This window comes from Embleya sp. NPDC050154 (assembly GCF_044460165.1).
In the GTDB taxonomy this organism is placed as follows: Bacteria; Actinomycetota; Actinomycetes; order Streptomycetales; family Streptomycetaceae; genus Embleya.
On the sequence record NZ_JBITJP010000017.1, the window covers coordinates 182445 to 194684 of the forward strand.

General features: G+C 71.9%; 11 protein-coding genes. 7 read left to right on the plus strand and 4 right to left on the minus strand.

The window, feature by feature from the left end; all coding sequences use genetic code 11:
* The first annotated feature begins 62 nt into the window (after positions 1 to 62).
* From ACIBSV_RS31820 to ACIBSV_RS31830, 3 genes are all read left to right on the plus strand, one after another.
* Complete coding sequence (locus tag ACIBSV_RS31820; protein WP_395869149.1) at positions 63 to 605, plus strand: hypothetical protein; 543 nt, start codon at positions 63 to 65, stop codon at positions 603 to 605.
* Between the two features lie 147 nt (positions 606 to 752).
* Entirely contained in the window at positions 753 to 2489 is a 1737-nt protein-coding gene (locus ACIBSV_RS31825) for a penicillin-binding transpeptidase domain-containing protein (RefSeq protein ID WP_395869151.1), read from the plus strand.
* Between the two features lie 16 nt (positions 2490 to 2505).
* Positions 2506 to 3387: an acyl-CoA thioesterase gene (locus ACIBSV_RS31830; protein WP_395869153.1), complete on the plus strand. Its 882-nt coding sequence runs from the start codon at positions 2506 to 2508 to the stop codon at positions 3385 to 3387.
* Positions 3388 to 3400: 13 nt separating this feature from the next.
* Here ACIBSV_RS31830 and ACIBSV_RS31835 read toward each other — a convergent pair whose 3' ends face one another.
* Complete coding sequence (locus tag ACIBSV_RS31835; protein ID WP_395869155.1) at positions 3401 to 3745, minus strand: YkvA family protein; 345 nt, start codon at positions 3743 to 3745, stop codon at positions 3401 to 3403.
* 17 nt (positions 3746 to 3762) lie between these two features.
* Positions 3763 to 5142, minus strand: a complete 1380-nt coding sequence (locus ACIBSV_RS31840; RefSeq protein WP_395869157.1) for an NADP-dependent succinic semialdehyde dehydrogenase — start codon at positions 5140 to 5142, stop codon at positions 3763 to 3765.
* 165 nt (positions 5143 to 5307) lie between these two features.
* Here ACIBSV_RS31840 and ACIBSV_RS31845 point away from each other — a divergent pair, with 165 nt between their 5' ends.
* On the plus strand, positions 5308 to 5643 hold the full coding sequence (locus ACIBSV_RS31845) for a glyoxalase superfamily protein (RefSeq protein ID WP_395869159.1): 336 nt from the start codon (positions 5308 to 5310) through the stop codon (positions 5641 to 5643).
* A 23-nt stretch (positions 5644 to 5666) separates the two neighbouring features.
* On the opposite strand, the gene ACIBSV_RS31850 is transcribed toward ACIBSV_RS31845, so the two are convergent.
* Together ACIBSV_RS31850 and ACIBSV_RS31855 are read right to left on the minus strand one after the other, a co-directional pair.
* Positions 5667 to 8672, minus strand: coding sequence for an NACHT domain-containing protein (locus ACIBSV_RS31850; RefSeq protein ID WP_395869161.1), 3006 nt, complete (start codon positions 8670 to 8672; stop codon positions 5667 to 5669).
* A gap of 75 nt (positions 8673 to 8747) precedes the next feature.
* The gene (locus tag ACIBSV_RS31855; RefSeq protein WP_395869163.1) at positions 8748 to 9437 is read right to left on the minus strand and encodes a TetR/AcrR family transcriptional regulator; all 690 of its coding nucleotides are present in this window, start codon (positions 9435 to 9437) and stop codon (positions 8748 to 8750) included.
* A gap of 99 nt (positions 9438 to 9536) precedes the next feature.
* Here ACIBSV_RS31855 and ACIBSV_RS31860 point away from each other — a divergent pair, with 99 nt between their 5' ends.
* From ACIBSV_RS31860 to ACIBSV_RS31870, 3 genes are all read left to right on the plus strand, one after another.
* Positions 9537 to 10196, plus strand: a complete 660-nt coding sequence (locus ACIBSV_RS31860; RefSeq protein ID WP_395869165.1) for an FMN-dependent NADH-azoreductase — start codon at positions 9537 to 9539, stop codon at positions 10194 to 10196.
* Complete coding sequence (locus tag ACIBSV_RS31865) at positions 10196 to 10516, plus strand: DMT family transporter (protein ID WP_395869167.1); 321 nt, start codon at positions 10196 to 10198, stop codon at positions 10514 to 10516. The genes ACIBSV_RS31860 and ACIBSV_RS31865 overlap by 1 nt, the downstream gene beginning before the upstream one ends.
* 261 nt (positions 10517 to 10777) lie before the next feature.
* Complete coding sequence (locus ACIBSV_RS31870) at positions 10778 to 12235, plus strand: TerD family protein (RefSeq protein WP_395869169.1); 1458 nt, start codon at positions 10778 to 10780, stop codon at positions 12233 to 12235.
* Positions 12236 to 12240: the final 5 nt, after the last annotated feature.

Consider the following 12240-nt stretch of genomic DNA (forward strand, 5'->3'; position numbering starts at 1 on the left):
GTTCGGGTTCCGGGCCGGGGTGGGGCCGGCCGGGCAACCCGCGGCCCCTTAGGATCCGCCGCGTGACTGCATCGATACTGGTCGTCTGTAGCGGGAACATCTGTCGCTCCCCCGTGGTCGAGGCGATGCTGCGGCACCGACTGACCGGCTCGGCGCTGTCGGCCGAGGTGTCCTCGGCGGGCACCATCGACTGGAATGCCCGGCCGATGGCGGACAACAGCACATTGGTGCTGGTCGAGCACGGGATCGACCCGGGTGCGCACCGCAGCCGCAAGCTCACCGTCGACCTGCTGCGTACCGCCGACGTGGTGATCGGTATGACGCGCGAACACCAGTGGGCCATCGAGGCGCTCGCCGCCGACGCCCTGCCGCGCGCCTTCCTGCTCGGCGAACTCGTCCGGTTGGGCGAGAAGTTCGGTCCACGCGGCGAACTGCCGCTCGCCGACTGGGTGGCCCGGGTGGACGACCTGCGACCGGCGAACCGGATGGCCCGACCCGCCGACGAACTCGACGACCCGATGGGCGAGCCGATCGAGTCGTTCCGGGTGATGGGCGCCCGGGCGGACGACCTCACCGGGCGGCTGGCCGAGCTGCTCGTGCGGTGATCCGCGCGCCGCGCGATCCCCAAGATCATTCGAACAAATGATCTTTCCTCGCGTCACCACAAGGCCCCCTGGGCACACCGACTCTTTGGCTGCCTCGTACACTCGCGGTCCCGCCGAGGGGATCGGCGGCACCGGGTGGGGGTGGACATGCGCGACGCGGAGCACGACCGGAATGACCGCGAGTACGGCGAGTACGGCGGATACGACGACTACGAAGACCGGCACGACCACGAGGACGGGGACCGGCGCAAACACGGCTGGGTGTTCCTGGTCCTGGCCCTGTTACTGGTGATCGGCACCGGTTACGGGGCCTACTCGTTCCTCCGGCAGGACGACCCGTCCTCGGCCTCCTCGGCGTCCGGATCGGCGTCCGCGTCGGCCGGCGCCGTCGAGCGCAGTCCACGCAACGCCGCACGACGCTTCCTCGGCGAGTGGCAGGCCGGCAACTGGACCGGCGCCGGCGCCCTCACCACCGACCCGACGGCGGCGGGCGCGGCGCTGGTGGGTCTGAACGACGGGCTCCGGGTGAGCGCTCGCCGGCTCACCGTGGGCGAGGCACAACCCGAACGGCCCGACAAAAGTGTGCCGGTGCCGTTCGAGGCACGGCTGACCCTGAACCACGCGGGCGAGTGGACCTACACCGGCACCCTCACCGTGGCCAGGACGCCGGGCGGGGGCCACCTGGTCGACTGGGCGCCGACCGCGCTGCATCCGGAGCTGACCGCGACCACCCGGCTCGAGTTCGTGCCCAACCAGGACGGTGTCGGCGGCGAGGTGCTGCGCGCGAAGGACGGCTCGGTGTTGTCGGCGGCGGAGAATCCCTCCCTCGCCGCGATCCGGACCGGCCTGGCGAGCAAGGCCCGGCCCGCCGAGCAGGCCGTGCCCGGCGGCACGGTGCTGTTGGTCGACGCGACCTCGAAGACCTCGCTCAAGCAGCTCGGCACGGTCGGCGAGGTGCAAACCGCGCCGCCCTCGGACGGTGGCGTGCGGACCACGCTGGACGCGAAGTTGCAGGCGGCGGCCGAGCGGGCGGTCAAGGGCGAGTCGCGGACCACCTCGCTCGCGGCGGTGCGGATCGGCACCGGCGAGATCCTCGCCGTCGCGAACAACCCGGCGGGCGGGCCGAACAACGCCTTCCTGGGCACCACCCCGCCCGGCTCGACGCTGAAGATCGTCACCGCGGCGACGCTGCTGAGCAAGGGCGTGGTCGGCCCGGACGACAAGGTCGGTTGTCCCGAGTCGGCGAACGCGGGCGGCATGCGGTTCACCAACTCCGAGGGTCGTTCGTTCCCCGAGGGCACCTTCAAGGTCGCGTTCGCGCAGTCCTGCAACACCACGATGGCGAACCTGTCGGCCAAGCTCAGCGGCGCGGACCTGTCCACCGTCGCGCACGACTGCTTCGGCATCGGCGGCGACTGGAAGACCGGGATCGTCTCGTTCGACGGCCGGGTGCCCGCCGCGTCGGACGACACCATGAAGGCAGCGAACATGATCGGCCAGGGCCAGGTGCAGATGAACCCGCTCACGATGGCCTCGGTGGTCGCCACCGCGAAGTCCGGCGCCTTCCGCCAGCCGCATCTGCTGCCGGACCAGGAGGGCCTGTGGCGGGCGCCGCGCGAGCTCTCGCCCGCGGTGAGCGGCCAACTGCGCACGCTGATGCGCTCGGTGGTCACCGAGGGCACCGCGCGCGACTCGCTCGGCGGGCTCGGCGGCGACGTGGGCGCGAAGACCGGTACCGCCGAGGTCGGCGGCGGCAAGCCGAACAACGGCTGGATGGTCGCCTACCGGGGCGACATCGCGGTCGCGGTCTGGGTCGAGGGCGGCATCACCGGCGGCCGGTCGGCCGGGCCGATCGTGAAGTCGTTCCTGGGTGCGACGGGCTGAGCGGCCGTAGTCCATCATGGGCAGCGTGACCGAACACGATCTTGCCGACGAGGGCCCTGGCCGGGCCGAGACCTTCCTCGACCTGCTGCGCCTGGAGCAGATCGAGGAGAACATCTTCCGGGGCTGGTGCCACGCCGGCGCGCCGCTGCGCGCCTTCGGCGGCCAGGTCGCCGCACAGGCCCTGGTGGCGGCGGGCCGCACGGTGGTCCCGGACCGACACGTGCACTCGTTGCACAGCTACTTCCTGCGGCCCGGCAGCACCACCGCGCCGATCGTGTACCAGGTCGACCGGGTCCGGGACGGGCGCTCGTTCGCGACCCGGCGCGTGACCGGTGTACAGCACGGCGCGGCGATCTTCACCCTTTCGGCGTCCTTCAAGGTGGCCGAGGAGACCCCGGAGCACCGCCGCGCGATGCCGGACGTGCCGCTCCCGGAGGACCTGCCGGACCCGTACGAGAAGTTGTCCGCCGAGGAGCGCGCGCACTACGAGGAGTCGCAGACCCGGCTGCTGATGGACCTGCGCTTCGTCCCGGAGGACAAGTCGCCGGGCACCCACATCGTCGACGGCATCCCGCACCAGCGGGTGTGGATGCGCGCCGCCAAGCAGTTGCCGGACGACCCGCTGCTGCACGTGTGCGGACTGACCTACATGTCCGACCTGACCCTGGCCGGCACCGCGGCCCGGCCGTACATCACGAATCCGGCCAAGCTCCAGATGGCCTCGCTGGACCACGCGGTGTGGTTCCTGCGCCCGTTCCGCGCCGACGAGTGGCTGCTGTTCGCCCAGGCCTCGCCGTCCGCCCAGGACGCGCGCGGGCTGGCCATGGGCGAGTTCTACAACCACGACGGCGTACTGGTGGCCTCGGTCGTCCAGGAAGCGGTGATCCGCCAGCGGTAGCGGCACGGGTCGGTCACGGCGGCGTGGGTTTTCCGGCCGGGCCGCGGTTCGGCCGGGTGAGCGCGTCCACGCCCAGTCGCGCGCCCGCGCGGACCCCGCCCACCCGGCCGAGCTCGCGCAGCGCGTACAGCAGCACCGCGATGTCGTCGATCAGGATCGGGTCGGGCAGCAGGTCCACCGGGCTGATCGCGTAGATCAGCGCACCGAGGAACAGCGCCCGGTCGCGCGTGGTCGCCTCCGGCCCCCGCACCAGCCGCCAGGTCCGCAGCAGCCTGCGGACCAACACGACCACGATCACGAGCGTCACGACGAAGACGACCGCCGCGACGCCGAGCACGATCCACACCCAGGTGTCCACGTGGGTCGTCTGCCCCGTCAGGCGCCGCCCACCCAGACCGTCTTCGCGTTGCAGAACTCGCGGATTCCCTCCCGGGCGAGTTCGCGCCCGTACCCGCTGGTCTTGATCCCGCCGAAGGGCAGCTCGGGGTAGGACGTGACCATGCCGTTCACGAACACCGCGCCGGCCTCCAACTCGGCCGCGCAACGCTCCTGTTCGGCCTCGTCCTCGGTCCAGGCGTTGGCCCCGAGGCCGAACGGGGTCGCGTTGGCGAGGTCGATCGCCTCGTCCAGGTCGGCGACCCGGTACAGCCCGGCGACCGGGCCGAACACCTCCTCGCGGTACATCCGCATGTTCGGGGTGAGCTCGGCGACCACGGTCGGCGGGTAATACCAGCCGGGACCGGCCGGCCGCTCGCCGCCGCACAACACCCGCGCACCCTTGGCCTTGGCGTCCTCTACCTGGGCGCTGACATCGAGTACGCCCTGCTCCTGGGCGAGCGGGCCCACGTCGGTGCCCTCGGCGGTCGGGTCGCCGACCCGCAGCGCGGCCATGTGCGCGGTGAAGGCCTCGGCGAACGCGTCGTACACGTCGGTGTGCACGATGAACCGTTTGGCCGCGATGCAGCTCTGCCCGTTGTTCTGGGTGCGCGCCTTGGTGGCGGTCTTCGCGGCGGCCTCGATGTCGGCGGAGGGCAGCACCAGGAACGGGTCCGAGCCGCCCAGTTCGAGCACCGTCTTCTTCAGCTCGCGGCCGGCGATCGCCGCGATCGAGCGACCGGCACCCTCGCTGCCGGTCAGCGTCGCGGCCACCACACGCGGATCGGACAACACCCGCTCGACCAGCTTGGACCCGATCAACAGGGTCTGGAAGGCACCCTCGGGGAAGCCGGCCCGGGTGAACAGCTCGCCCATGTACAGCGCGGTCCGCGGCACGTTCGACGCGTGCTTGAGCAGGCCGGTGTTGCCCGCCATCAGCGCGGGCGCGGCGAAGCGCATGGCCTGCCAGAGCGGGAAGTTCCACGGCATCACGGCCAGCACCGGACCGAGCGGCTCGTAGCGTACGTACGCCCGCCGTGCCCCGACCGCGCCGGCGTCGGCCGGCTCGTCGGCCAGGAACCCCGCCGCCCGCTCGGCGTAGAACCGACACAGCCGGGCGCACTTGACCACCTCCGCCTCGGCGGCGGCGAGCGTCTTGCCCATCTCCGCGGTCATCACCGCCGCGACGTCGGACTTCTCCGCGTCGAGCAGGTCCGCGGCCCGACGCATGGCCGCGGCGCGCACGTCGTACGAATCCCGCCGATGCGCCCGGAACACCTCGTCGGACCGCGCCACGCGCGCCTCGATCTCGCGTTCACCCAGCTCGGCGAACTCCTCGAGCGTCTCCCCGGTCGCCGGATTGACGGACGCGATGGCCATGAGAGCCTCCAGATACGGCGGATGCGAAAGGCGAGGGCGGCGCACGCCGAACCCGATCGGCGCGCCCCCGCTCGACCCGTTACCCACAGCGCACCGGCTGACACAACACCCCGTTCGGCCCGGTGCGCCCGCCGCTTGTCACCGCGGCCTGGCAGCATGCCCGCCATGAAGGAACAAGCCATCCCGATCCTGCGCGTGGCCGACGCGGCCGAGTCCGTCACCTGGTACGCCCGGCTGGGCTTCGTCCGGGAATGGGAACACCGCTTCGAACCCGATCTCCCCGCCTTCGTCGACATCGCCAGGGGCGATGTGCACCTCTTCCTCAGCGAGCACACCGGCGACGCGACGCCGGACACGCTGGTCTACCTCCGGGTCGCCGACATCGACGAGGTGGCCCGGGAATTCGGCGTCCCGGTCGAGGAGGCGCCGTGGGCCCGGGAGGTTCACCTGAGCGACCCGGACGGCAATCGGCTGCGGTTGGGCACGCCGAAGGAGGAGTGAGGCCGACCCGGAAGCCGAGCGGGTCAGTCGGCCGATCTACCGACGAGTAGCTTGATCCGGCCGCTGTCGACATGCCCGGCGAGGGTGCCGAGATGCCGACGCTGGGATTCGTCGATGCGCAGCCAGGTCAGGGCCGGAAGGTCGATCAGGGGGGTCAGGTCGGTCACGGGGGCCCTGGAGACGCCCACGTAGGCGAGGTGTGGCAGGCCGGCCAGCGGGGTCAGATCCGACACACCGGATCCGTCGGCGAACACCTGCCTCAGAGCGGGCAACCCGCTCAGCGGGCCCAGTTCGGTGACCGGAGCGCCCATGATGTCGAGGCAGTCGAGATCGGGGTGCCTCACCAGCGCGGACAGGTCGGTGATCCGCGTGCCGCCCAGGTTGAGACCGCGCAGCCGCGGAAGGCCGGGCAGGGACCGAAGATCCTCCAGTTGCTCGTCGGTGAAGTCGAGATGCGTGAGCCACGGACACAGATCCCACGCGCTCGGCTGGGACAGGTGCTCCACGCCGAGCCACAACCGGTGCACCCCTGGCAGTTCCGCCAACGGTCGCAGGTCCGTGACGCGCGTGCCGTTGATGCCCAGGAAATCGAGCCGCGGCAAGGCGGCGAGGGCTCGGGACGGAATCTCCGTCGTCTCGGCGGGCAGCAGGATGGTTCTGACATCGGTCCTGCCCGCCATCGCCTCCAGGCCCCGCAGGTCGGGAACCCGAACGCAGCAATCCCCGAAGTCCACGTGCTTCAGCACCGATTCGTAGTAGCCCTGCCGGTCGGTCAGCCCACTCCACGCCCCGAGCAGAGCCAGCCGGATCCCGGGTGGCTCCCGATCACGAAAGCAGCTCAGCAGGGGGATCGTGGCGTCCCCGGCGATCTTGGTCACCGTACGAACGATGTGGCGCGCCTCCTCGTCCGTGACCCGCCGGCCCCGCACCAGGTCCGCGAGCAGGTCCAGGACGAACTCCCCCACACCCGCCAGATTCTCCGCGCCCTCCCAGTCTCGCGGGGGCAACAGCCGGGACGTCTCGACCCGGAACCGCTCCGCCCGCTCGGGATCCACCATCGCCGCCGTCGACACACACGCCGCGCCCAGCAGCCACAACCGATCGCGGTGCACCGGGTCCGCCTCCGCCCGCGCGATCAGGCCGTCCAGCAACTCCCGCTGCCGGGACGGGTCGTCCTGGGTTCGGCCGACCGCCATGATCAACACGTCGTGGTAGAGCGGATCGTGCGCGTGGTTGATCAGGTGGTCCAGGTGTTCGGCCCGGACGATCTCCAGTGCCGCCAGGTAGTCCTGGAAGCTCGCGTGGCCGAACTCGAAGACACCGAGCTCGGGTTCCTGGAGCAGCCCGCTCCGGGCGACCAGACTCGCCAGGACCTCCTCGGCCGTGTACGGCGGTTCGACGGTCTGCCGAAACCTGGCCAGTACGTCGGCCACGCACGCCGTCGCGACCCGTTGGGTGATCGATCGGCGGCCGTTGAGCGTCATCCACATCGCCAGGGCGGCCAGCACCTTCTCCGCCTGGGTCGGCTGGAGCCGGACCCGACTCGTGCCGATCCGCCGGGCCCGTTCGCGACCACCCAGCAGCATCGCCATGGCCGAGCGGTACAACTCGGTGCGGCCCTCCGGGAGGGCCTGGTCCGCGTACCGATGCAGCGCGCACATCAGCGCGCACAGCAGGGGGTTGGTCCCGAGCCGGGCCAGGTCCCGGCGGCTGTCCAGGGTGTGCTTGAGCCGCTCGGCACACTCGGCCAGTTCGTCGGGTTCACCGAGTTGGGCCCGATGCCAGCGGTCCACGAACAGCGCGACCTGCGCGCTCGACATGGCTTGGAGCTCCCCCGCGACAAAGCCCGCCCGGCGCAGTCGCCGATGCCGCCGCTCGGACAACACCCTCGGTCGCGAGGTCACCACGTAGGCCGCGTCGGGGTAGTCCACGCACAACTGTTCCAGCCAGTCCAGCGCGTCCGCCCGGTGCCCCTCGGGCAGTTCGTCCACGCCGTCGACGAAGACCACCGCCCGCCCGTCGCGCATCCGGCGCGCCGCCCAGCCCGTGGGCTGCTCGCCGCCGAGCGTGGACCCGGAGGCGTCGACGAAGTCGGCCGGCGCGGGCAACACCAGTCGATCGTCCGCGACCATGGCGCGCAGCTTCAGCAGGAACGGCACCCGGCCGGTCCAGGAGGCCAGTCGGGCGGGCAGATCCCCCGAGGCCACGTGCACGGCGAGCCGGCGCAGCAGCGTGCTCTTGCCGGATCCCGCCGGGCCCTCGATCACCATGCGATCGCTGCGCGCGAGGGCGTCCTCCAACAGGCTGCGCGCGGTGTCCGCCTGCGCGCCGTCGTCGTCCCAACGCCGCCGGGGCTCGCGACGGGTCTGCACGACCAGGCTCACGTAGGCCGTGGTCAGCTCGTACGTACTGTCCTGGGGGTCGAGTTCGGTGACCCCGAACAGCCGGGCCTGATCCAGCCTGACCCGCAGACCCGCGCGGTAGCGCCGGTCGAACGTGTCGTCGACGTCCTCCTCCGCCGGTACCCGGCGCAGCAACTCCGCCTGACCGACCGCCTGTTCCAGCACGGTACGGGCCAGGAACTCGGGCTGCTTGGTGAAGAAGTCCACGATGTGCGTACAACACTCGCCCAGAAGCGCGTCGTACAGCGGCGTCCCGGACTGCGCCGACCCCCGCGCGCGGGCGGCCAACCGCGACCGCAGCACGCTCGAGTCCAGGCCCGCGGCCTGGACGTCGTCCATGGTGACCGCGTCGCCGAGCGTGGCCACCACCGCCGCGACGATCAGTTCGCCGTCCGCCGGTTCCAGTCTGGCGAAGTCCTTTTCCACATCGGTCAGTCGCCGGGTCAGGGTGCGCGTCAGTCGTTCCACGTCGCCGGCGCCGACCTCGCGGCGTACCCGGCGGCGCGCGACTCGCCCACCCATCCGAACCGGTGCTTCGACCAGTCGCGCGCCCGGGGGCGCCGAGGTCAGTCGCCGCAGTGTGCTCGTGATCGCCGTCGCCAACAGGCGTCCCTGTACCGGATCCACCACTCGTCCCGCCTCCCGAGCCGACCGGATACTCGAGTATGTCGCGATCGGCGATGATCGAGTGGGGATATGCGATCAGACCGGCCGAGACGGTGCCCGATCGTGCTCGGACGATCCGGGGTCGACGTCCGGCTCCGCTCGTGATCGGTCCCGGTCCCCCGCCAAGACCCCCCTGGCCAGTTCCGCCAGCCCGCGCTTGATCCGCTCCACCGAGATGCCCAGTTCGCGCTGTCGCCGGTACACCTCCGGTGCCAGCGGCGCGAGCAGCATGTCGGCGAGCGCCTCGGGGTCCGCGCGCTCCGCCGCCAGGATCCGCACGTGCGTGTACCAGAAGCCGTACGCGCCGGTCCGGTAGCGCGCGCTGCCCGTCTCCGCGCCCAGGAGCAGGTGCACGTGCCGCTCCAGTAGGTCCACCATCGCCGCGTAGAAGGCCGCCAGGCGCTCGGCCGGATCGTTCTCGTCCGGGCCCAACGGCGGTGCGCCGCGCAGGATTCGGTGTTGCAGCGCGTGTTCGTGCTCGTCCAGCAGGGCGCGCGCGATCGAGGCCCGGTCGGGATAGCGGCGATACAGCGTGCCGCGGCCGATGCCCGCCGCCTTGGCGATGTCCTCCATGGTGACCTCGGCCGGATCGCCGGCCGCGAACAGTTCCTCGGCCGCGGCCAGGACCCGGGCCCGGTTCCGGGCGGCGTCCGCACGCTCCCGGGGCCGAGCCGCACCGTCCGCGGCGACCGGGAGGCCCGTGAGCAAGTCGGTGCGTTTCGTCATGATCCCCACCCTAATAGCAAGTGGACAGCATGTCCACTTAGCTGTTACGGTCCCCTCACTGAAGCGGACGACCCGTCCACTTAACCCTCGGGAGCAACCATGCCGCACCTTCTCCACCTCGACTCCAGCGCCCGTGCCGACTCCTTCTCCCGGACCCTGGGCGCGGCATTCGCCGACGCGTGGCGGAGCGCCCGGCCGGACGCCGAGTACACCCACCGCGACCTGACCGCGCGCCCGGTGCCGCCGATCGACCAGGCCTGGACCGAGATCTGCGACACGATGTTGCGCGAGGGCATCACCGAGATCGCCGACTACCCGCGAGCGGTCCGCACCCCCGAGCAGCGCAAGGCGTGGGACGTGGTCGAGCCGCTGCTGGCCGAACTGGTCGCGGCGGACGTCGTGCTGATCGGCGCGCCGATGTACAACTTCGGCGTTCCCGCCCAGCTCAAGAGCTGGATCGATCAGGTCACCTTCCCCAAGATGTCGCTCGCGCCGCGTCGATTCGTGGTCGCCTCGGCCCGCGGCGGCTCGTACCTGCCGGGCACCCCCCGGGCGCCGTTCGACCACCAGACGCGCTACCTCGTCGACTTCTTCACCGGGCACTACGCGATCTCGGACGCGATCGTGCTCGGTACCGAACTGACCAACTCGCTCGTGGACCCGGCGCTCGCCGAACGCCGGGACCTGCACCTGTCCTCGCACGCGGACGCGCTCACCCGCGCCACCGAGCTCGGACGCTCACTCGTGGAGGGGTACTGATGGCCTGGTTGATCCTGCTCGGAGCCGGCCTCGTCGAGGTCGTGTGGTCGCAGAGCATCAAGCCCACCGAGGGATTCACCAAGCCGGTGCCGACGGTGATCTGCTTCGTGCTCGGCGCGACGGCCGTCTACCTGCTGTCGGTCGCGATGCGCGACCTGCCGGTGGGTACGGCGTACGCGGCGTTCACCGGGATCGGCACCGTCGGCGCGATCACGCTGGGCATCACCGTTCAGCACGACGCGCTCAGCGCCGGACGCATCGCGGCGCTCGCGCTGATCGTGGGCGGCCTGGTGCTGGCCCGGCTGACCTCGACCGGGTGAGCCGCGACCGCGCCGGCGGGCCGACGAAGCGGGGCCGGGCCGAACGGGTAAAGCGCGAGCGCGCGTTGCTCCTCGAGTGCGCGCGGATGCGGGAGCGAGCCCACATCGCGGACGCCGGGCCTGATCCGCCGCTGACCGGGCCGATCGCGGGCGCGGGTCGGTGGGTCGACCAGTCGCGCGGGCTCGCTGCGGCGGGCCCGCGCGCTCGGTAACCTCGGAGGCGTCCGGCCCGGGTCGGATCCGCGAACCGGAGGAGTGCGCATGTCGGTGACCCTCGCGAAGGGTGGCAACTGCCCGTTGGCGGTGGCCGCCGTGCTGGTGGAGGTCTCCTCCCAGGCGTCCGTGGACGTCTCGGCACTTCTGCTCGCCGGGTCCGGAAAGGTGCGCTCGGACGCCGACTTCGTCTTCTACAACCAGCCGACCGGGCCCGGCGTCCGGCTCCGGTCGGGTGAGCCGGGGCGACCCGCGGCGGTGCAGGTGGACACCGCGGCGGTGCCCGCGGACGTGCAGACCATCGTGGTGGCGCTGAGCCTGGACGGCGGTCCCGGCGCTCCGGCCACCTTCGGCGGGACGGTGCCGCCCGCCGTGACCGTGCGCGACACAGCCGGCGAGGCGCTGGTCACCTTCACGCCGAACGGGTTGGGCCGGGAGACCGCGCTGGTGCTGCTGGAGTTGTACCGGCGCGGCGGCGCGTGGAAGGTGCGCGCGGTCGGCCAGGGCTACGCCAACGGACTCGCCGGCATCGCCACCGACTTCGGTGTCGCCGTCGACGACGAGCCGACCCCTGCGCCCGGACCGGTCGGCGCACCGACCCGGCCGCACCCGCGGCCCCAACCGCAGGCCCCGTCGCCGGCGGACACGCCGCCTCCGACCCAGGCCACGACGCGTCCCCCGGCCCCGACGTCCGAGGCCCCTCCGACGACGGCGACGCCGACCGCCCCGCTGTTGCCGCACGAGCCGCCCAGGCCCGCCCCGATCCCGCCGCCGATCCCCCGCCGCCCGGTGACCGTGCAGCCCACCCCGGCTCCGGCACCCGCCCCGCCTCTGCCGCCGCCCCCGCCCCCAGCCCCGGCCCCGACGCCTGCTCCGACCGCGGCGAGCACCGCCCCGCTCCCGGTCGGCGGAACCCGAACGGGCGGCCCGATCAACCTCGACAAGGGCCGGGTCAGCCTGCGCAAGGATCAGACAGTCTCGCTGGTCAAGACCGATGCGCCGCCGTTGACCCGGATCCGGATGGGCCTGGGCTGGGATCCGGCGAAGGCCGGAAGCAGCATCGACCTCGACGCGTCCTGCATCGCGTTCGACGCGCAGGGCAAGAAGGTCGTGACCGTGTGGTTCATGAAGCTGTCCGGCCTCGACGGCGCGATCGCGCACTCCGGCGACAACCTGACCGGCGAGGGCGAGGGCGACGACGAGTCGATCGTGGTTTGGCTCGACGCGCTCCCGGCCCGGGTCACCGGGCTCGTGTTCACCGTGAACTCGTTCCTGGGGCAGAAGTTCACCGAGGTCTCCCACGCCTTCTGTCGCCTGGTCGACGACACCACCAACGCCGAGTTGGTCCGCTTCGAGCTGTCCGCCACCGAGCCGCGCACGGCCGTACTGATGTGCAAGCTGGTTCGCGAGGGCCCGGCGTGGTCGATGACGGCGCTCGGGCGCTTCGCCGACGGGCGCACGGTGAACAAGCTGGTGAACCCGGCCCGCGAGGCGCTCGGGCACTGATCGAG